This is a genomic window from Microbacterium sp. LRZ72 (assembly GCF_033792225.1).
In the GTDB taxonomy this organism is placed as follows: domain Bacteria; phylum Actinomycetota; class Actinomycetes; order Actinomycetales; family Microbacteriaceae; genus Microbacterium.
The window spans coordinates 183,078-202,594 of sequence record NZ_JANGEX010000004.1 but is presented as its reverse complement, the minus strand read 5'-3'; the positions used below and the strand labels follow the sequence as shown (position 1 = coordinate 202,594).

Here is a 19,517-nt window from a genome sequence, read left to right as displayed (position 1 = left end):
CCGATCACTCGACGACCGGCTCCTCCGGCTCCAGCATGAGGAAGGTCGCGCCGTACGCGGGCAGCGAGACGGTGAAGCTCTGCAGATCGTCGACGCGTCCGAGTGTCTCGCCGGACGCGGCATCCACCACCTCGCTCTGCGGAACGAGCTGCTCCGACCGCACGGTGCCTTCGGTCGCCTCGGGCGAGAAGTTCAGGATGGTGACCTGCATCCGTGCCTCGGCCTCGGGATCGCCGTTGTCGAGCCGATGCACGAGAACCAGCATCCCCGCGTGTGCGACCTCGGGGATGTCGACCTGCGTCGCGGTCGCGATGCCGTGCTCGCGTCGCAGGTCGAGGATGCGCGACAGGCGCGAGGCGAACGACGACGGGTCGTCGAGCTGGGCGGGAAGCGAGCCGTAGAGGGCCCGCCCGCGCGGCATGCCCGCCGCGGAGGCGGTTGCCTGAGGATCGACGTCGAGCAGATCGTGTGCACCGCGCTCGATCCACCGCGTGTCCCCGGCCACCAGCAGGTCGGCGACCACATCGGAGGGCACGGTGAGCATGCCGGTCAGATCCCAGCCCGAGAGCGCGAAGACGCCCGGCTGCCATGCATTGTAGGCGCAGAGCAGAAGGTGCGCGTCGCGGATGGCGGGGACATCTGTCTCGGTGATGTCGTCGAGTCGTGCCGCACCGCGCGTCGCCGCGATCAGCGACGCCGTCGTGCAGGCGATGCCGTTCTGGGTGAACACGCGGTTGAAGTCGGCCGCGCCGGTCAGGCTCTCGGTGAGATCGGCGCGCACCTCCTCGGCGAGCTCGCCGCCCGAGATCTCGCGTCCGCGGAAGCGGAAGAGATCGTCGCCGTGACGGGTGGCCCAGTGCACGAGCTCGTAGGTGAGCTCGTCGTGGTTCTGCAGCCCGTGCACGAGCTGCACGGGCTGCACGCCCAGCTCCAGCGATGTGGTGAGTGCGAGCCGGAGGAACTCGGTCTGCCCCGTGGCGAGGGCGTGGTGATAGCCCGGGCGACCGACGAAGTCGTAAGAGAGGTCCGCTCCGACCGCCGCCGTGTCGCGGATGTCTTCGATCGCCAGGTTGAGCTCTTGGAAGGTGAAACCCCCGACCTTGCGCACCATTCCGGCGATGATGTGGTTCGCCGCGTGCGAGAGCGGATGCCCCTCCGACCACGCGGGAAGCCCCTCGGCGCTCACCTCGACGCCGAGAAAGCCGTTCGCGTCGAGGCGCAGGGCACTCGTGCCGAGATCGCCGAGCGAGTGCAGGGCGTCACCGATGACGAGACGCATGCCCGCGAAGGTGGGGTCGAGCCAGTTGATCGAGGGCTGCCCCTGCTTGAAGTAGTGCAGGTAGACCCAGCGGCGCGTGACGCCATCCGGGCCGGTCGCCGGGGCGGTCGCGCTCCAGTTCGTCTCCTTCACCCCCGGGGTGTAGAAAATGACGCGCTGCATGGCGCCGATGATGTACCCGCGGCCCGCGAGCTCCTTCTCGGTGGCCGGGTCGAGGTTGACGCTGTCGACCCCGTCGGGCACGTCAGGAAGCAGCGACCAGTCCTCCGGGGGGATCTCGACCATGTGGTAGATGCCGGGGTAGTCCTTGAAGCCCATCTCGGCGAGCCGGAAGTCGGCGCCTTTGCCTGTGTGGCCGGGCACGATGTCGTCGATGACGCTGCCGCCGTGGTTCTCGGCGACGTCGGCCAGAGCACGGAACTCGTCCTCGGTGCCGAAGGCGGGGTCGATCGAGGTGCTGATGCGGTCGAAGTGACCGTCGACGCTGGGCGTCTCGAGCCACCCGGCGATGCCACCCGCCCGCTTGACCGGACCCGTGTGGATCGCGGTGATGCCGACGCGCTCGAATACCGACCACAGCTGGTCGTCGCCGAGCGCGGCCAGGAACGACTGCCCCGGCCGGGTGATGAGCGAGATCGGATACGCCGTGAACCACACGTCGCTGGTTTCGATGGCGCGCCGCGCGTCGGGATGAGCGTAGGGATTGCGCCACATCGCGGGCTGCCCCGAGAGCTGCCGGGCGAGCACGTCGCCGTCCTTGAGCATCGACTGCCGCACGAGCCACTCGACGTACGACGGGTTGGTACCGTTCGCGGTACGCGGGTCGGTCGCGACGCGGCGCACGCTGCCGGCCCGGAACTGGTCGCGCGGGCGCAGCCGCCTCGGCCGCGCGGGGTAGCGCTGCTCGTCGTAGCTGATCTCGCTCTTCTCAGACTCGGTCTCCCCGTCGTCGTCCAGGGTGATTCCGGAGAGGTCGATGGGGCCGGTGTAGAGGTCCTCCGGCCGAAAATCGTCGTGAGCCATTCCCCCACGCTACGGACTCTGCAGCCCCACGACGAGGACTGGCACGAAACTCTGCGAGAAGCTATGGGCTACGCCGACTCGACGAATCGATCGATCCGGTAGACGGCGCCGCCGCAGCACCGTCCCGCCGTCAGCCCTGCATGTAGCCGCCATCGACCTCGAGCACGGTGCCGGTCACGAACGAAGCCTGGTCTGAGAGCAGCCAGACGATCGCGGCGGCGATCTCGGCCGGGTCACCCATGCGGCCCATCGGAACGAGGCTCGCCCACTCGGCCATCTGAGACTCACCCGCGGCCCGCATGGCCGGCGTGAGTATCGTGCCGGGAGCCACAGCATTGACCCGGATGTTGTCCTGCACGTAGTCCATCGCGCCGGTTCGCGTGAGGCCGACGATTCCATGCTTGGCCGTGGAATAGGCCGTCAGCCGCGGGGTCGCTTTGAGACCTGCCCCTGACGCCGTGTTCACGATCGCACCGCCACCGTGCTTCACGAAGTGGGCAAGCTCCGCGCGCATCGAGTAGAACGTCCCGTGCAGGTCGACCCCGAGCACCCGGTGGTACTCCGCCGGATCGAGTTCGTGGAACAGGCCCGGGCGTTCGGCAAGTCCCGCATTGTTCACCGCGAGGTCGAGACCGCCCCACTTCTCCACGGCGGTATCGACCATGGAATCGACCTCGTCGGCATTCGAGATATCGGTCTTGTGGAAGGCTGCGACACCGCCGGCCGTCACGATCTCGTCGACGACTCGACGGCCTCCTTCCTCGTTGATATCGACCACGAGCACCTTCGCACCTTCGAGGGCCATCCGCTTCGCGGTGACTTCACCGATTCCCGAACCGGCTCCTGTGACCAGAGAGTTCTTGCCTTCCAACAGCATCGTGGGACCCCTTCCTGAATGTGGTGAGAGCAATTATTGCACTCCGTGCCATAATCACGTCGATGCACCTCGGGCCGTTGGACAGGCCGATGCGCACAACTTCTCGCATCGGCCTGTCCGGGGCGCGATCACCAGATGATGCCGCCGCCGACAGAGATTCCGCCCCAGGTGATCGCGATGAAGATCGCCGCGAAGACGACGGGGGCGATGCCCTTGCCGCTGCGGGCGAGCCCCTTGAGCAGCGCGATCACGGCGAGTACCGCCGCGACGAGCGACAGGCCGCCGCCGACGATCAGCCCGATGAACAAGGGGATGGGCATGAGAACGAGGCCGGCGAGCGCGACCCAGAAGGCGGCCCAGGCGGTGGGGTTCGAGCGGGGTGCGACGGCGTCTGACATGGGATCGATACTGGCAGATCACGCCGGTGTCTCATACAGCGTTCCTTTTCGGAAGGGGCCGGCGGTGACCTCGGGTCAGAGCGCTTCTCTCAACCGATCCATCAGCTCGAGAACGGCGATCGTCTCCGACATGGGGTGCAGCGGATTCTCGAGGTGCCCGGCCTCGATGGATTCGGCCACCGACTGGAGCATCGGCACGAAACCGTGACCCCGCCGAGGGATCTCGATCTCGCTCCTCTCCGGCGGTGCCGCAAGCGGACCGCTGGAGCGCACCAAGGTCGCTCGTTCGGGTGACCAGAACGCCGGGTGGATGGTGATCCACCCCTGCGTGCCGCTGATCGCGGCCGACAGATCGATGAACTCGACCATCGACCACGCGAGCTGCGCGAAGCGTCCCTCGGTGTGCTCGAGCGTCAGATGCCCGGTCAGGTCGACCCCGTCCTCGCGCACGTCTCCCTTCGCGTGGAGCGCGATCGGATCGCCGAGAATCATCCGGGCGAGCGTGATCGGGTAGATGCCCTGGTCGAGGAGGGAGCTGCCGCCGAGCTCGGCATGCCAGCGGCTGCCCTCGTCGCGGGGAAAGGGCACTCCGAACGACGCACGAAGGCTGCGGACCTCGCCGATCCCGCCCTCGGCGATCACTTGCGCCACGCGCTGGATCACCCCGTTGAACTTCGTCCACATCCCCTCCATGAGGAAGACGCCCGTCGTGCGTGCGGCATCGGCGAGGGAGCGCGCGTGGGCGGCATCCATCGTCATCGGCTTCTCGACCAGCACGTGCTTGCCCGCGCGGATGGCCCGCAGGGCGAGATCGTGATGCGTGGAGTGCGGGGTGCCGAGGTAGACGAGGTCGACCTCCGCATCGCCCAGGCAGTCGTCGTAGTCGCCGTACGCCTTCTCCGCGCCGAGGCGTGCCGCGAACGCCGCCGCCGTCTCGTTGCTGCGGGATGAGACCGCATAGAGTTCTACCGCGGGCGTCAGGGCGAGGTCGCTCGCAACCTGGCGAGAGACCTCGCCCGTGCCGACGACCGCGACCCGAAGCGGGCGTGTCATTCCCCCGCCGCCTGGAGCACGAGCGTCTGCGCAGGGTGGCTCTCCGCCGACACCCTCACGGTGATCTCGCCCGGTCCGCTCGGGCGGATGACCGCCTGGGCGCGACCGTCGAACGTGTGAGTGTGCGCGGCGCCATACGGATCGGTCGTGCGCGGGTCCGCGCTGCCGAGACCGAGGAGTTCGGCGGGCCCAGCCACCGAGACCTCGACCTGCTGGTCGCGGTCCGGCCACACGATGCCGTGCGCGTCGACGAGCGAGATCGTCACGTACGCGAGGTCGTCGAGCGTGCCGCGGATGCTGTGGCGGTCGACCTCGGCCCGGAGCGTCACGTCGGGCGCGGCCGAGCGGAGGGTCTCCCTCCCCGTCTCGGCGCCGCCGCTGGACGACACGGCGACGAGCTCGCCCGGCGCGTACGGCACCGTGAAGGTCGCGGTGTAGCGGTGCTCGGGTCCGGCGGGCGCCGTGCCGACGGACGCGCCGTCGAGCAGCAGCTCGACCTGTTCCGACGCGCTGTAGACCTCGACCGTCACCGGCGTGCCCGGCTCGACCGACCAGGACCACGACGACACGCTGTCCGACCACGACCACGGTCCGCCGACGGCGACCAGGCCGTCGGTGCGGGGCCGGTGAACCGCGATGTAAGGGGCGGTTCGCAGCCCGAAAACGATCTCGCGAAAGTACGACGCCGGTCGACGGAAGCCGGTGATGTCGATGTCGCCACACCATGCGAGCTGCCACGGGAACGGACCCGACGTGCCGGCGAAGCTCATGAGGGTTCCCGGTTCGACGTAGTCGACGCGGCCGATTCCCGCCTCGCCGAGGTAGTCCCAGCCCGTCCAGGTGAACTCGCCGATGACGTTGTCGTTGGCGACGATGAGCGGCCAGCCGATGTGCAGGCGCGTGGCGAAGGTCTCGGTGCCGATGAGGACCCGGTTCGGAAAGGCCGCGGCCTCGGACGCGTAGCGGCTGTCGCCGTAGTTGAGACCGGCCGCGTCGACCGCGGCGAAACTCTCCTCGGTGCGCTGGGTGACCAGATCGGAAGCGACGAGAGTCGTCATCATCTCGCTCGCGTCGGACATGGTGTCGTTGATGTCACCCGCGGCATCGTCCGAGCCCCCGAGGCTCGGTATCTCTTTGATGACCGAGACGAGACCGTTGATGCTGTTGGTCGTGAAGCGCGTCGGGTCGAGGGCATGCACCTTCTCGGCGATGAGTCGTCCGAGGCGCGAACCGTGCGGGCGCCCCGTCTCGGGGATCTCGTTCCCGATCGAATAGAAGACCACGGAGGGGTGGTTGAAGTCCTTGGCCACGAGCGACTCGACATCCCGTTCCCACCACTCGGGAAAGGCCAGCGAGTAGTCGAACGGCGACTTCGCCTCGGCCCACATGTCGAAGGTCTCGTCCATGACGAGCATTCCGATGCGGTCGCAGGCGTCGAGCGTCTCGGGGCTGAGGGGATTGTGGGCGCTGCGGATCGCGTTGAAGCCCGCATCCTTCAGGATCTGGATGCGGCGTTCCTCCGCGCGAGCGATCGCCCGCGCTCCGATGATGCCGTTGTCGTGATGGATGCAGGCCCCGCGCAGCTTGACCGTCTCGCCGTTGATGCGCAGCCCATGCCGCGCATCGAGTTGCAACGTGCGGATGCCGAAGGCCACGGCATCCTCGTCGCGGGTGTGGTCCGCTTCGCTCTCGACTGTGACCTCGGCGCGGTAGAGAGAGGGTGAATCGACACTCCAGCGCTGCGGGGTCTGCACCCAGAAGCGCTCGCGCACGACGCCGGATTCGCCGGCGAGCAGCGTGATCGGTGCGCGACCGCGGGCAACGACCGCCCCGTCAGGACCGGTGACCGTCACCGCACAGACGGCGGTGCGCGTGTGACGCCCTTCGTTGGCGACCGTCGTCTCTACCTGCACCAGCGCGCCCTCGTCGTCGACATCGGGCGTCGAGACCCGCACGCCGTCGAGCCCGATGTGCACGAGCGGGCCGGTGGCGAGCGAGACAGAGCGGTGGATGCCGAGCCCGGAGTACCAGCGGGAGTCGCGGTGCGCACGGGCCTCCACGCGGATGACATTCGGCTCGTCGAAGACGAGGAGGGGATCGAGGTCGACCGCGAAGCGGGAGTAGCCCCCCGGCCACTGAGCGGCGAAGTTGTCGTTCACGAAGACCATCGCGTCGCGATACACCGCGTCGAAGACGAGCGTGTGCACGAGGCCGTGCTCCGACGGATCCACCTCGAGGGTGCGGCTGTACTCAACGGCACCACCGGGGAAATAGCCGCCGTGCTCGAGCGACGGGGCGTCGGCCGTGCGCTCGAACTCGCGCATCGCGTCGTGCGGGAGAGTGACCGCGACGGAGGGAGCGGTCTTGCCGTTGACGCCGTCGAACAGACCCCGCTTCGGCGAGATAGACCAGTCGGTGAGCAAGGGGGTCTTCTTCATGATGCGCCTTTGCGTTCTCTGATCGGGAGGCACGAAAATCCAATACGCGATGGATGTTCGTCGGACAGACCCTATCCCGCGCTCCGACGGGGAGCAACTCAAACGGCGGGCAACTCAGACGGAGACGACGGTGATCAGTCGCAGATGCTGCCGCAGAACCTCTGTCACGCGGACCGAGTCGGGATCGATGAGCCAATGGACCTGGATGCCGTCCCACAGGGCGAACGTGGACTCCGCGGCGTACGAGGCGGACACGCCGGGGGCGAGGAGGTTCTCCCCCGCCATCCGCTCGAATCCGTAGCGAAACGCATCGCGCGTGCGTGCCGCGCGTTCGCGAAAGTACTCCGCCCCCGGATGATCCGCCGTCGTGGACTCGGCGGAGAGGACGGCGTAGAGCGAGATCAGACCCGGCACCCGATCGTTTCGCTCGGCGAGCTTGAGCAGGCCGTGAGGCACCTCGGCCGGCTCCAGGGACTCGAGATCCGGTCCGCTGTCGCGCACCTGCTTGTCCTCGAGCACGGCCCGCAGCAGAGCCTCCTTCGAGCCGAAATGATGCAGGATCGTCGAAGCGTCGATGCCGATGCGCCCTGCCACGTCCTTCAGCGACCCCGCACGGAAACCCGCGGTCGAGAACACCTCGAAGGCCGCGTCGAGGATCTCGCGCCGGCGGGCGCCCGACTTGCGGTACGGGCCACGCCGACGCGGGGCGTCCGGGGTGTCGGCTGCGACGCGCATCCACCCTCCCTCGCTGCCGGCGCCGGCTGATCCGCTCGACGGGTGCCCTCACACTACCGGGGGTCTCGAGCCGCCGACCGCTCCTCGGCCGCTGCCGACGCGCTGCCTGCGGGTTCAGTCGCGGGGTGGCACGGCGGCGACGGGCGAGCGGAGGCCCGCACGTACGATCGAAGGATGATCGACACTCCTCTCGTGCTCGTCGCCAATGCGATCGACGGGTCGATCAGCGTCTTCCGTCTTGTCGGCCGCACGCTGGAGCGCATCGCCGTGAACGAGGGGCTGACAGGATGCTCCACGTTCGCCGTCGACCCGGCACGCGACCTCGTCTACGCCGGTGTCAAGGGCAGCGAGCCCGGCCAGCCCGCCGGCATCCTGAGCGTCGAGCTCGACCGCAGCACCGGGAGACTCACGCCACACAGCCGGCTCGACCTTCGCGGCGGCGGCATGAACTTTCTTGCGCTCGGCCGAGCAGGAACCGCGCTGCTCGGCGCGGCCTACAGCGGCGGCTACGGCATCAGTTGCCGTGTCGATGACGGGGTGGTCAGTGAGCCGGTCAGCACGATCGCCTTCCCGAATCTGCACTCGGTGCTACCCAGCACCGACGGCCGGTTCGCCTACTTCGTGTCGCTCGGCGCTGACCTCATCGCCCAGTACGCCCTCGACGACGAGCTGCGCCTGAAACCGCTCGACCCCGAGACGGTCGCGGCGCCCGAGGGAAGCGGCCCACGCCACCTCGTGCTGAACGAGGCACAGGATGCGGTGTACGTGATCACCGAATTCTCGGGTGAGATCCTGCACTTCACCCGCGACACCGCGACAGGCGCACTCGCGTTTCACGACGCGACGTCCGTCGCCGACCCGACGAGGGGACTGGGCCACAGCGTCTTCGGCGCCGACCCTCCCGAGAACCGCTTCCTCTGGGGCGCCGACGTGCACTGGGGCGGCGACGAACAAGCGCTGTGGACCTCCGAGCGCACCGAGAGCACGCTCGCTGCGGCCGCCGTAGATGCCGACGGCGCGGTCTCGTCGCCGACGACCTTCCACGAGACCGAGCCGCAGCCCCGTGGATTCGCGCTCAGCGCGGACGGGTCGCTCCTGGTCGCCGCGGGAGAACGCTCCACGACCGTGTCGCTCTACGCCGTGGAGGGCGACCGGCTCGAACTCCTGCAGCGGGCCGAGACCGGTGCCGGGGCGAACTGGGTCAGGTTCGTCTGAGACGCTCGGGCTGGGACGGATCGGACACGACTGTGCTCGACCCTGTTTCCGAGACAGGCGGGTTTGGCCTGCCGGTGTACGCCACCACGAGACGGAACCCGGCCCAGATCACGCCTGTCACCGCCGAGGCGACGATCGCCAGAACGACATCGGGCTGGAAGAGCGCCCAGCGCATGAGGGGCGTGCCGTTCAGGCTCGGAACGAGGCCGAGAAGCACCCACGCGGCGGCGGTCGTCGTGAGCAGCGGGAACCACAGGCTGAAGAGCCCCGGAGCGCCCGAGCGGGTCTTGGCGCGAATCTTGGTACGGCGCAGCCACGCCCAGACCATGCTCAGCAAGTAGACGATCGGCAGCGTCACGAGGCCGAGGAATAGCAGCTGGAGGCTCCACGCCGGCGAACCGCCGTCGTAGTCAAGGCCGAGCGCCGTGTCGGAGACGCCCACGCGGAGGGCGGCGGTTTCTTCGAAGCCCATCCCGCTGCCGGCATTGACGAGCACGATGACAGCATCCTTCTCGGCGGGGATCATCGTCGCGAGGGTCTCGACACCCGGGCTCACCCCGGTGTGCCAGACCGCGCCATCTGACTCCAGGTACCACCCGAAGCCATAGAACGACGAGACCTCGCTCGCCGGGCGCATCATCTGCGCCTTGCCGTCGGCGCTCAGCACGTCGTCCTCGTCGTTCATCATCATCTGCAGATAGCGAGCGATGTCGTTGGCGCTCGCGAAGATGCCGCCCTGGGGGGCCGTCGCACGGTCGGTCGGGCCGTCGGCCAGCGGGACCTTCGTGCCGAACCACGGCACGTGGCCGGTGGCCACGGGGTCGTGCACCTCGCCATCGGCGACGAAGCTGTCGTGCATGCCGACCGGCTCGAGGATGCGGGCCGTGACATAGGTCTGGTAGTCCTCGCCGCTCACGACCTCGATCAGACGCCCCAGAATCTCGTAGTTCGCGTTCGAGTACTCCCATGTGGAGCCTGGTTCGTGGGCGGGAGTCGCCTCCGCGAGCTGGGCGACCCCGTGCGCGAGCGCATCCTTCTCCTCCAGCGCGCCCGGATGCGGCGCGTTCCCCTGCCCGGTGGAGAATCCGCTCGTGTGGCTGAGCAGTTGCCGGATCGTGATCGCGCCGGAGGTGCGGCCCGAGAAGACCTCGAGGTACCGCGATATCTCAGCATCCAGATCGATCTCGCCCGCCTCGACGAGTTGCATCACCGCGAGGGCCGTGAAGCTCTTGGAGATCGAGCCGATCACGAAAGGAGTGTCGGGCGTGACCGTGGCGTCGCCGCCGATCTCGAGGACACCGCGCGCGCCCGCCGAGGCGATCTCGCCGTTCTGCACCACGGCGTACGCCAGGCCGGGCACGCCGGAGGCGGGCATCTCGCGGTCGATCAGCTGCTCAATCGCCCCGGCCGGGGTGGTCGTCGGCGTGGCGAAGTCAAGGCCAGCCGGTACGGCGGCACTCAGAGCGAGCCCGAGGATCGGCAACAGGACACGGATGTTCATTCTTCTTCTCCTGGCGGATGGTGGGGTGACGCGGCAGCCTCAGACGGCCACCGGGATGCGGACATCCTCGCGAGTGACCGGGCTCGAGCGGCGGCCGGCGAGCAGGAGCCACACCGTGAACGTCAGCTCCGCGACGATCGATGGGATCGCGACGACCGTGAGCATCGCGTCGGCGATCGCGGCGTAGTCGGTCAGGAGCACGTGCGCGAGCGTGTCCAGGGCGTAGGCGGCTCCGGCGATGGCGAGGATGATGCCGACGGCGCGCGGCGCCATGCGCGAACGGATGATCAGAGCCCCGAGCAGCACGAGGTGCACCCCGAACGCGATGAGCCCGACGTACCAGGCGAAGTCGAACGCCGCGAACATGAGCAGGGCGACGTCTGGCGCGAGGCCGGCGGCTCCCGTGGCGACCTGCAGCCCGACGAACATGAACACCGCGCCGACGCCGAGGAAGACTGTATAGGCGATGCGGAACCAGGCGACCAGGAGCGACCGTGCGCGGCCGCCCGGGGCGAACAACACGTAGAGGCCCCAGGCGACGGGGATGTCGATCAGGAAGACGACGACGAAGGCGGTGAGGCCAATGCGGAACAGGGTCTCCTGCTCGCGGATGGCGGCGACGGTCGCCTCGGCGTCGGCGGGGTCGATGATCCCCTGCTTGACGATGAAGTTCGCGAAGATCGCGAGCACGAAGAGGGCGACGTAACCGCCCCCGGCGACGCGAGCGGCGGTGCGCCGGGTGGTGTCGGCATGAGTGGACATGGGTGGTGTTCTCCTTCGGGTAGGTGACGTCAGTCCGTCACGTGGATGACGGCCTTGCCGAGGATGCGGCCGGCCAAGAGATCGTCGATCGCCTCGCGCACGGCGCTGAGCGGTCGCACGGTGTCCACCGTCGGGCGGACGGCGCCGGACTCGAGGAGTCCGACGAGTTCGTGCAGTCCGGCACGGGACTCGGACGAGATGAAGAAGCCGAGACGGCGCCGGGTGAAGAGGGAGCGGATGCGGGCGCCGAACTGGCGCTGGATGCCGCCGGTGAGCGCGCCGCCGTTCTCGCCTCCGACGATCACGAGCACGCCTGTCGGGGTCAGGATGCGCTCGAGCCGACCGAGCGGGAGGCGGCCGTTGATGTCGATGACGACGTCGTAGCGATCCGGGAGAGCTGTGACATCCGTCGTGGCGTAGTCGAGGCAGCGCGCCGCGCCGAGCGAGCGCACGAAGTCGGCCTTCGCGGCGCTCGCCACTCCGACCACCTCGGCGTCGACAGCCGCGGCGATCTGCACGGCGTAACCGCCGACGCCGCCGGAGGCGCCGATGACGAGCACGCGATGCCCGGGCTCGACGAGGCCGTGCTCGCGCACCGCCTCGAGGGCGGCAAGACCCGAGACCGGAACGGCCGCCGCCTCGTCGAATCCGATCCCCGCCGGGATGCGCGCGAGTTTGGCGGCGTCGGCCACCGCGTACTCGGCGAAGCTGCCGTCGGCGGTTCCGAACACGGCGTCGCCGACGGCGACGTCGGTCACGCCGGCGCCGAGCGCGACGACGACACCGGCGACATCGAGGCCCGGCACCGGCTGGCGCGGAGTCGTCATGCCAAACATCGGCCGCACGATGTATGGCAGTCCGGCCATGATGTGCCAGACGCCGCGGTCGAGCCCGGCGGCGTGCACCCGCACCAGCACCTGCCCCTCCATCGGTTCGGGGGTCGCGATGTGCTCGACGTGCATCACATCGGTGGAGCCGTAGCCCCGCTGCACCACAGCGGTCATCGTGGGCGGGGCGGCGGTGGACGTGGTCATGACATTCATCTCCTCGTTCGCGATTAGTACTAAGTACGCTGATTCGTCGAACGTTAGCCATACTTTGTACGATGAGTCAAGAGCGAAGGAGGAAATGCGTCATGGCATCAACGGGCGGGCGTTCGCGCGCGGGGCTCGATCGCGACAGGATCATCGATGGCGCGGTCGAGCTCGCCGACGATATCGGCCTCGATCCCCTCACCATCCGGAGGCTCGCGGATCACCTCGGAGTGCGCCCGATGAGCCTGTACCACTACGTGACGAGCAAGGACGACATCGTCGACGGGATGGTCGGACGGGTGTTCGATGAGATCGAACGACCCGACCCCACAGCGCCGTGGCGGGATGCGATCGCGGACCGCGCCCGATCGTTGCGAGCGGCGCTGCGCCGACACCCCTGGGCCATCCCGATCATGGAGTCACGCCGCACACCTGGCGCCGACATCCTCGACCATCACGAGGCGATGCTCGCCACGTGGATCGGTACGGGCTTCCCACTGCCGATCATCGCGCACGGCATCGCGGTCGTCGATGCCTTCGTGTACGGCTTCGCGCTGCAAGAGGCTGCACTGCCATTCGGCGACGACGCCAGCGGCGATCTCACCGAGGCGAGCGAGCAGATCGTCGTTCCGCTCTCGCCCGAGAGGTACCCGTCGCTGCTGCGCTTCACCGCGGAACACGTCATGCAGCCGGGCTACGACTTCGCAGACTCCTTCGAAGCAGGACTCGACTTCGTCCTTGACGGAGTGGAGCGCTCCGCCGCCCGGACGGGATGACGTGCGCGTCTTGTACGTCATGTTTCCCGACCAGCGCGGAGTCGGCTAGCGTCCGAGGGGTGATCGCCGTACTGACCGTGCTCCTCGCCCTCGCCGCGTGGAGTGCACTGTCGGGCCCGCTGCAGCGGCGTGGTGTCACGGCCGCGCTCTTTCTCGCGACCGTCGGCGTGGCCGCAGGCCTCGTGCTCCCCGATGCGTTCGCTCTCGATGTCGACACCGATCCGGCTGGGGCGGAGCGCATCGCCGAGGTCGCGCTGGTGCTGCTGCTGTTCAGCGATGCGATGCGCATCGACCTGCGCGCGCTGCGCCGCCACCTGGAGTGGCCGAGCCGCCTCCTCCTCATCGGGCTTCCACTCACCGTGCTCAGCGGGATCGGCGTGGGCCTGCTGCTCTTCCCGGGCATCGCGGTGATCTCGGTGGTGATGATCGCCGTGATGCTCGCCCCCACGGATGCCGCCCTCGGGCAGCGTGTGGTCGAGGACACCGCGGTTCCGCCGCGCGTGCGGCAGGCGCTCGACGTCGAGAGCGGACTGAACGACAGCATCGCGGTGCCGCTGTTCCTCGTCGCCCTGTCCGTGGCGAACACAGAGCTGGAGTCGAGCGTCCCGTCGGCGGTCGCGGTCAACATCGCGGAGCAGATCGGATGGGGCTTCGCCGCCGGGATCATCGCCGGCACCGCCGGCGGGGTGCTGTTCCGCCTGGCATCGAGGAAGGGCTGGATCGACGGTCGCTGGCGGCAGACGCTCCCGCTGGTCGCCGCGATCTTCGCCCTCGTGCTCGCCGAAGTTCTCGGCGGCAGCGGGTTCATCGCTGCTTTCGTCGGCGGCCTCGCCTTCGGGCGCACCGTGGGCACGGCACGCGCCGAGATCGGCGTCTTCACCGAGAGCGCAGGCGATCTGCTCGCCGCCGCGACGTGGGTGCTGTTCGGCGCCCTCGCCGTGACACTCGCACTGCCACTCGTCACCTGGCAGGTGGCCATGTACGCCGTTCTCAGCCTCACAATCGTGCGGATGATCCCCGTTGCCATTGCGCTCGCGGGCAGTCGCGTGGGACTGCCGACCGTCGCATTCATCGGCTGGTTCGGACCCCGCGGACTCGCGTCGCTGGTGTTCCTCCTGATCGCGATCGGCGAGGGCGTGCCCGATGATGACGTCGTCATCCCCACGATCGTCACGACGATCGCCCTCAGCATCACCCTCCACGCCCTCACTTCGGTGCCACTGATCCGCCGATACCACCAGCGGTCCGAAGACCGGGTGACCGCCGCCCCACTCGCAGCCGAAGCCGTGCCGACGCGCCTCCCACGGCGGCGTCACGAGCAACCTGATCGAGAAAAGTAGTTCTCGCCACAATTAATGAGAAGGATACTTCCCTTGGCGGATAATGTGAAGTAAACTACTCATTACAACTAATGGGAAGTATTCTTCACCAACGGGGAGATCTGATGCAGTTGCCTTCGGCGATCGCGTTCGCCTCGTTCGTGCGCAGCGGCAGGCTTCGCATGGACATGACGCAGGAGGAACTTGCACAGGCGGTACGTAAGACCCGGCGATGGGTGCACGACATCGAGTCCGGAAAGGTGACGCCTTCACTCAGCGCTGCGATCGAGGTCGCCGCAGTGCTGGGATTCACCGTTTCCCTCGAGCGGAGCGAGTCGTCCAGCGTGCTCGACGAGATCTTCGAGGACCTCGGGTGAAGAACGTTCTGGACGTATGGCTGGACGGCAGGTTCGCCGGCAAGCTCATGCGAGGGGAGCGGGATCAGGTCGAGTTCCTCTACGACGACGCTTACCGAGAGGACCCATCCTCGACGCCGCTGTCGGCGCGAGCATGCCCAAGGGCTCCACGGCCCACGGCCCGGACACGATCTTGCCGTGGCTATCGAACCTGCTCCCCGATTCGGAGGAGGTGCGCAGCCGCTGGGCGGCGAAGTTCAACGAGCGCCGCACCGACCCATTCACACTGCTGGGCCATATGGGAGAGGATGCGCCAGGATCGGTTCAGGTCGTTCCCGAGGATGTGGTGCCTGCCGGGATGGGGGCCCTGTCGGAGCTCAGCGATGCCGATATCGCGAGACGCGTGCAAGCGATTCTGGATGACCCAGACCACTGGGTGGACGACACCGACGAGGACGAGAGCCGGTTCTCCTTGGGTGGCAAACAGGGCAAGTTCGCCCTCGCCCGGATCGGCGACGCGTGGTTCGAACCGAACGGGCGCGCGCCGAGCACTCACATCGTCAAGCCCGGGATGGCACTGGCCTCAGGCCGCACCGACAACGACGTCCAGGCGGTGGAGTTCGTCACGATGCGCGCTGCGCGCGCGCTTGGGGTCCACGCAGCGACCGTGGACATCCTCGACTTCGCGGGCGTGCCGGCATTCGTCACAACGCGCTTTGACCGACGCAAGGATCGTGACGGCGTCGTCAGACGGATCCATCAGGAGGACTTCTGCCAGGCTCTCAGCGTCTACCCGTCGCTGAAGTACGAGGAGGACGGCGGGCCGACGATGGCCGACATGATGCGGCTTGTGGCAGAGACCTCATCGCCGTGGTACCGCAGGAGCGACCTGCAGGCCTTCGCCGACCTGTTCGCATTCAACCTCCTCGTGGCCGGCGTCGACGCACACGCGAAGAACCACAGCATGCTGCATGCAGGCCCCGCCTCCCGCCTTGCCCCGGCATACGACCTGATCTCGGCACACGGTATATGGCCCGCCGACCGGGTGAAGTACCGGTCCGCAGCTGCCGTCCGCTACGGCAAGGAACGAAAGTACCGGCAGATCTCCGGCCGAAACCTCGCCCGCGCCGCCGATCTACTACGCACACCGCGCGACGAGTTCATGGCGCGCCTCGACGAACTGGCTGCGCGACTGCCCGACGCCGTGGAGACCTCCGTCGCCGAGCTGCCCGCGGGCTTGGCGACGGATCGGGTCGCGCGGATGCCCGAGCGCATCGGCACGTTCGCCCGCGAGATCGCCGATCGCGCCCTCGGTGAGGACCTGAGCCATAAGGCGGTTCCCCGCTTCGAGGGCACCCTCGCAATCGGCCAGCCAGACGCCGCGCGCGTCTGGGAGCCGGGTACGTGGCGTCGCAAAGAGTGGGTGATGGGCCGGTACCGCAGGCGCACACGGCGCTGACGGGCCGAGACCCGTCCGACCTGCTGACGAAACAGGGCTGAGCACCCGAGCAGCGTCACCGGCAAGAAATCCTCGCCGGGGCGCCCCTGGCCGAGAAGGCTATCGACGAATTCTCCTACGACGTTGGTCCAAGCGTCGACCGCCGTGCCAACCAAATTCAGGACTGCTGGAGCGTGGAACGCTATGACCCTAGAGGCGAAAGCCCTCCTGGACGCGTTGCGCTTCCTCATCGTTTCGCTGACCCTCGCGGCGATAACCCTCAGCCAGGTCCCGGAGGACTCGGGCTGTCTTGGGCCACTGCGCTTTGACAGTTCCCGCCCATTTGGCGTATCTCTCGGCGAGGTTGTACTCCTGGGTTCCGCCTTCGGTCATTCCGCGAGACGTCACACCACGCTTGTTGTAAGCGCCCACACTCAGCCCATCGAGCACCTTCTTGGATCCGTGCGCTTCGATGAAGTCGCGGACGGCCTTCGCGGGCCAGGTTCCGTCCTCATCTGCGGGCGAGTAAGCCAGCACCTGACCGATCTGTGACTCACCGACCTCGAGGCGATCCGCCTCCTTGAGAAGCTCGCGAGCCTTCGCTGACCAGGCGACGAGAGCGTCGAGGTCGACTTCGTGGGTGGCATCGACCGTTCCGGGCACCCTTTTCCACTCATGAAGAAGGCGCCAGGCATTTCCCGCCATGTTCTTTTCTCCTTCGGTGGCCGAGCGCTCCTCCGTCGCCGTTCTGGGTCGATAGATCAACGAGATCACTTCGACAAAGAACTCGGGCGACTCGCTCAATGTGCGTTGAAGGGTGGACGTGTCTGGGTGCGAGTCGAGCGCCGGCAGCAGCTGCCACTCCAGCCGGGCGAGCGTCCCGTCATCGACGCGATCCGACTCGCGCAGGAACGTCACGAGGTTGGTGATTTCGTATTGAGACAGAACGCGCGTTTCCGGGTCGCCCTCGCGAAGCATTGACGTGAATGCTTCGATGACCAACGCTTCGTCGAGATTCCCGTTCTCCACGAAGTGGCTCATGAGATCCAGTGCGGTCGCCCATCGCCGGTGCTCGACGAGTCTTCGCGCCGTCTCGTTCACGAGCGGGAAGTCTGCGCCCCTGCCGAAGGGGTAGAAGCCAGACCAGTACTTTGCATCGACCTCAGTGCTTGCTGCTTCCGCCGCCGCCCATGCCCTGGGCAAGTCATCGACCATGAGCAAGAGCCGCGCCTGAACATCGGGGCGTCCTTCGAAATAGTCTATGAGGGGCTCGAGCTCAGTGAAGTCGCCCTTGGTCTTGGCTCGCACGGCTGCAGTTGCGAAGTCGGAAACCGACTTGATGTCCGTGTCCAGAAGGTCGGCAACAGCTTCAAGCGGGAGATCGAGCGTGGCGCCGGACGCGTAGCCAAACGACCACGGTTCCTTTATCTGCTGTGCAACTTCTAGGAGAACTCTGAGGCCACCTTCAGTCGAGATGGCGCGGACCGCATCGGCGCGCAACCGACTCAGTTCCGCCTCGTAGTTGTCCCGATCGGATGCCTTCTTGATGCCGAGGTCGGGCATCAAGTCATCGAACAGCCACCGCTCACTCAGTGATGCAGGCACCGGCCGGAGATCTGCTGCGACTTCTTCCAGCCGTTCTCGCTCCTTGGCCCCGAGCGCCCATTTGGTTTCCGCGTGTTCACGGTGGCGGCGAGCGAGCTTGTCCAGAGCTTCCCAGGCCGCGAACTGCTCGTCCTCCGTGAAGCGAATCCGGGTTGTTTCCAGCCGCGCGTATGCCTCATCCCGGTAGGTGTTCGGAAGGTCGTCGAGGTGCTCTATGAGTTCTGGCCAGAGTGACGGCTCAGTAGGGCCCCATAAAGTGGTGTAGCCCGGTGGCCGGCTCGTTGCTCACGACGTGAGCGCGGCCACCGTGTGATCCTTCGAGGAAACTCTCACATCCCACTCGAAAGGCATCATCACGATGACCGCACCTCATATTGTCGACCCTGCCCGCCTGCTCGGTGAAGCCCTCGCCGATTCGTCGCCGGATCTGATGCGCAGCTTGCTGCAGACCATGATCAACGCGCTCCTCTCCGCCGACGTCGACGCAGTCGTCGGCGCGGAATGGGGCCAGGCGTCCACGGATCGAGTCGCGCAACGCAACGGCTACCGGCACCGCGACCTTGACACCCGCGTCGGCACGATCGGCGTTCAAATCCCGAAGCTGCGCACCGGAACCTACTTCCCGGAGTGGCTGCTGGAGCGCCGCAAACGAGCAGAGACCGCGCTGATCACCGTCGTCGCCGACTGCTACCTCGCCGGGGTGAGCACGCGTCGGATGGACAAGCTCGTGAAGACGTTGGGGATCCACTCGTTGTCGAAGTCGCAGGTGTCGAGGATGGCGGCCGAGCTCGACGAGCACGTCGAGCAGTTCCGGCACCGGCCGTTGGGTGATGCCGGCCCGTTCACGTTCGTCGCTGCTGACGCGCTCACGATGAAGGTCCGCGAGGGCGGTCGGGTGATCAACGCGGTCGTCCTCGTCGCAACCGGCGTCAACGCCGACGGGCACCGCGAAGTCCTCGGCCTGCGCGTCGCGACCAGCGAGAGCGGGGCGGCGTGGAACAGCTTCTTCGCCGACCTCGTCGCCCGCGGCCTCGCAGGTGTTCGCCTTGTCACCTCCGACGCCCACGCCGGGCTGGTGGAAGCGATCGCGGCGAACCTGCCCGGAGCTGTCTGGCAACGATGCAGAACCCACTACGCCGCGAACCTGATGTCCGTGACACCGAAGAGCATGTGGCCGGCGGTGAAAGCGATGCTGCACTCCGTTTACGACCAGCCCGACACCGCAGCCGTGCACGCCCAGTTCGACCGACTACTCGACTACGTCGATGGGAAACTCCCCGACGCGTTCGAACACCTCGACACCGCCCGCGCCGACATCCTCGCGTTCACCGGGTTCCCCGAGGGCCTCTGGCAGCAGATCTGGTCCAACAACCCGAACGAGCGTCTCAACCGCGAGATCCGTCGCCGCACCGACTGCGTCGGCATCTTCCCCAACCGGGACGCGATCATCCGCCTCGTCGGCGCCGTCCTCGCCGAGCAGACCGACGAATGGGCCGAAGGCCGCCGCTACCTCGGCCTCGACATCCTCGCCAAGAGCCGCCTCACCCTGGTCGCAGACACCGGCATCGAGGAGGTGACCGACACCGCCCTCGAACTCAGCGCCTAACCCTCAGATCGAAGGACCGAGCATTACACCACTACCGGGGACTTGACCACTGGTAGGTCATTTGGTGCCTCCTCTGCCCGCCCTCAATAGGGGCGATCCCCC

Annotated in this window: 16 protein-coding genes and 1 pseudogene; 7 read left to right on the top strand and 10 right to left on the bottom strand. The window is 67.5% G+C overall.

Annotated elements, in window-relative coordinates; translation table 11 throughout:
• Positions 1-4: 4 nt before the first annotated feature.
• From treS to M4I32_RS06835, 6 genes are all read right to left on the bottom strand, one after another.
• Positions 5-2,302, bottom strand: coding sequence for a maltose alpha-D-glucosyltransferase (treS, locus tag M4I32_RS06860; protein ID WP_319033733.1), 2,298 nt, complete (start codon positions 2,300-2,302; stop codon positions 5-7).
• A gap of 130 nt (positions 2,303-2,432) precedes the next feature.
• The gene (locus M4I32_RS06855; protein WP_319033732.1) at positions 2,433-3,179 is read right to left on the bottom strand and encodes an SDR family NAD(P)-dependent oxidoreductase; all 747 of its coding nucleotides are present in this window, start codon (positions 3,177-3,179) and stop codon (positions 2,433-2,435) included.
• A gap of 128 nt (positions 3,180-3,307) precedes the next feature.
• Positions 3,308-3,577 (bottom strand): hypothetical protein, encoded by a 270-nt coding sequence (locus M4I32_RS06850; RefSeq protein WP_319033731.1) that lies wholly within the window; start codon positions 3,575-3,577, stop codon positions 3,308-3,310.
• 75 nt (positions 3,578-3,652) lie between these two features.
• Complete coding sequence (locus M4I32_RS06845; protein WP_319033730.1) at positions 3,653-4,630, bottom strand: Gfo/Idh/MocA family oxidoreductase; 978 nt, start codon at positions 4,628-4,630, stop codon at positions 3,653-3,655.
• A complete protein-coding gene (locus tag M4I32_RS06840; RefSeq protein ID WP_319033729.1) occupies positions 4,627-7,068 on the bottom strand; it encodes a glycoside hydrolase family 2 TIM barrel-domain containing protein in 2,442 nt (813 codons plus the stop codon). Before M4I32_RS06840 ends, M4I32_RS06845 begins: the two co-directional genes overlap by 4 nt.
• Positions 7,069-7,182: 114 nt before the next feature.
• The gene (locus tag M4I32_RS06835; RefSeq protein WP_319033728.1) at positions 7,183-7,803 is read right to left on the bottom strand and encodes a helix-turn-helix domain-containing protein; all 621 of its coding nucleotides are present in this window, start codon (positions 7,801-7,803) and stop codon (positions 7,183-7,185) included.
• Between the two features lie 174 nt (positions 7,804-7,977).
• Here M4I32_RS06835 and M4I32_RS06830 point away from each other — a divergent pair, with 174 nt between their 5' ends.
• A complete protein-coding gene (locus M4I32_RS06830; RefSeq protein WP_319033727.1) occupies positions 7,978-9,018 on the top strand; it encodes a lactonase family protein in 1,041 nt (346 codons plus the stop codon).
• Here M4I32_RS06830 and M4I32_RS06825 read toward each other — a convergent pair.
• The 3 genes from M4I32_RS06825 to M4I32_RS06815 are packed head-to-tail and all read right to left on the bottom strand — an operon-like array spanning position 9,005 to position 12,315.
• Positions 9,005-10,519: a serine hydrolase domain-containing protein gene (locus tag M4I32_RS06825; RefSeq protein WP_319033726.1), complete on the bottom strand. Its 1,515-nt coding sequence runs from the start codon at positions 10,517-10,519 to the stop codon at positions 9,005-9,007. The genes M4I32_RS06830 and M4I32_RS06825 overlap by 14 nt on opposite strands.
• Positions 10,520-10,558: 39 nt before the next feature.
• Positions 10,559-11,281, bottom strand: coding sequence for a DUF4386 domain-containing protein (locus tag M4I32_RS06820; RefSeq protein ID WP_319033725.1), 723 nt, complete (start codon positions 11,279-11,281; stop codon positions 10,559-10,561).
• Positions 11,282-11,310: 29 nt separating this feature from the next.
• On the bottom strand, positions 11,311-12,315 hold the full coding sequence (locus M4I32_RS06815) for an NAD(P)-dependent alcohol dehydrogenase (protein WP_319033724.1): 1,005 nt from the start codon (positions 12,313-12,315) through the stop codon (positions 11,311-11,313).
• Positions 12,316-12,416: 101 nt separating this feature from the next.
• Between M4I32_RS06815 and M4I32_RS06810 the strand changes: the two genes are divergently transcribed.
• The 5 genes and pseudogenes from M4I32_RS06810 (at position 12,417) to M4I32_RS06795 (ending at position 16,225) form a co-directional block, all read left to right on the top strand.
• Entirely contained in the window at positions 12,417-13,091 is a 675-nt protein-coding gene (locus tag M4I32_RS06810) for a TetR/AcrR family transcriptional regulator (protein ID WP_319033723.1), read from the top strand.
• Between the two features lie 59 nt (positions 13,092-13,150).
• Positions 13,151-14,431: a cation:proton antiporter gene (locus M4I32_RS06805; protein WP_319033722.1), complete on the top strand. Its 1,281-nt coding sequence runs from the start codon at positions 13,151-13,153 to the stop codon at positions 14,429-14,431.
• A gap of 104 nt (positions 14,432-14,535) precedes the next feature.
• A complete protein-coding gene (locus M4I32_RS06800; RefSeq protein WP_319033721.1) occupies positions 14,536-14,787 on the top strand; it encodes a helix-turn-helix transcriptional regulator in 252 nt (83 codons plus the stop codon).
• A 47-nt stretch (positions 14,788-14,834) separates the two neighbouring features.
• Positions 14,835-15,040 (top strand): annotated as a pseudogene (locus M4I32_RS15215) (HipA N-terminal domain-containing protein); the annotation flags it as partial.
• A 24-nt stretch (positions 15,041-15,064) separates the two neighbouring features.
• Entirely contained in the window at positions 15,065-16,225 is a 1,161-nt protein-coding gene (locus M4I32_RS06795) for a HipA domain-containing protein (protein WP_413466795.1), read from the top strand.
• A gap of 189 nt (positions 16,226-16,414) precedes the next feature.
• Here the strand turns inward: M4I32_RS06795 and M4I32_RS06790 are convergent, their stop codons facing one another.
• Positions 16,415-17,767: a hypothetical protein gene (locus tag M4I32_RS06790; protein WP_319033719.1), complete on the bottom strand. Its 1,353-nt coding sequence runs from the start codon at positions 17,765-17,767 to the stop codon at positions 16,415-16,417.
• A gap of 400 nt (positions 17,768-18,167) precedes the next feature.
• Here M4I32_RS06790 and M4I32_RS06785 point away from each other — a divergent pair, with 400 nt between their 5' ends.
• Complete coding sequence (locus M4I32_RS06785; RefSeq protein WP_319033718.1) at positions 18,168-19,415, top strand: IS256 family transposase; 1,248 nt, start codon at positions 18,168-18,170, stop codon at positions 19,413-19,415.
• The last annotated feature ends 102 nt before the right edge of the window (positions 19,416-19,517 follow it).

Excerpts from the sequence above, each read along its gene's own strand:
- treS (WP_319033733.1), bottom strand. The coding sequence starts at position 2,302 with ATGGCTCACGACGATTTTCGGCCGGAGGACCTCTACACCGGCCCCATC.
- M4I32_RS06855 (WP_319033732.1), bottom strand. The coding sequence starts at position 3,179 with ATGCTGTTGGAAGGCAAGAACTCTCTGGTCACAGGAGCCGGTTCGGGA.
- M4I32_RS06850 (WP_319033731.1), bottom strand. The coding sequence starts at position 3,577 with ATGTCAGACGCCGTCGCACCCCGCTCGAACCCCACCGCCTGGGCCGCC.
- M4I32_RS06845 (WP_319033730.1), bottom strand. The coding sequence starts at position 4,630 with ATGACACGCCCGCTTCGGGTCGCGGTCGTCGGCACGGGCGAGGTCTCT.
- M4I32_RS06840 (WP_319033729.1), bottom strand. The coding sequence starts at position 7,068 with ATGAAGAAGACCCCCTTGCTCACCGACTGGTCTATCTCGCCGAAGCGG.
- M4I32_RS06835 (WP_319033728.1), bottom strand. The coding sequence starts at position 7,803 with ATGCGCGTCGCAGCCGACACCCCGGACGCCCCGCGTCGGCGTGGCCCG.
- M4I32_RS06830 (WP_319033727.1), top strand. The coding sequence starts at position 7,978 with ATGATCGACACTCCTCTCGTGCTCGTCGCCAATGCGATCGACGGGTCG.
- M4I32_RS06825 (WP_319033726.1), bottom strand. The coding sequence starts at position 10,519 with ATGAACATCCGTGTCCTGTTGCCGATCCTCGGGCTCGCTCTGAGTGCC.
- M4I32_RS06820 (WP_319033725.1), bottom strand. The coding sequence starts at position 11,281 with ATGTCCACTCATGCCGACACCACCCGGCGCACCGCCGCTCGCGTCGCC.
- M4I32_RS06815 (WP_319033724.1), bottom strand. The coding sequence starts at position 12,315 with ATGACCACGTCCACCGCCGCCCCGCCCACGATGACCGCTGTGGTGCAG.
- M4I32_RS06810 (WP_319033723.1), top strand. The coding sequence starts at position 12,417 with ATGGCATCAACGGGCGGGCGTTCGCGCGCGGGGCTCGATCGCGACAGG.
- M4I32_RS06800 (WP_319033721.1), top strand. The coding sequence starts at position 14,536 with ATGCAGTTGCCTTCGGCGATCGCGTTCGCCTCGTTCGTGCGCAGCGGC.
- M4I32_RS06795 (WP_413466795.1), top strand. The coding sequence starts at position 15,065 with ATGGGAGAGGATGCGCCAGGATCGGTTCAGGTCGTTCCCGAGGATGTG.
- M4I32_RS06790 (WP_319033719.1), bottom strand. The coding sequence starts at position 17,767 with ATGCCCGACCTCGGCATCAAGAAGGCATCCGATCGGGACAACTACGAG.
- M4I32_RS06785 (WP_319033718.1), top strand. The coding sequence starts at position 18,168 with ATGACCGCACCTCATATTGTCGACCCTGCCCGCCTGCTCGGTGAAGCC.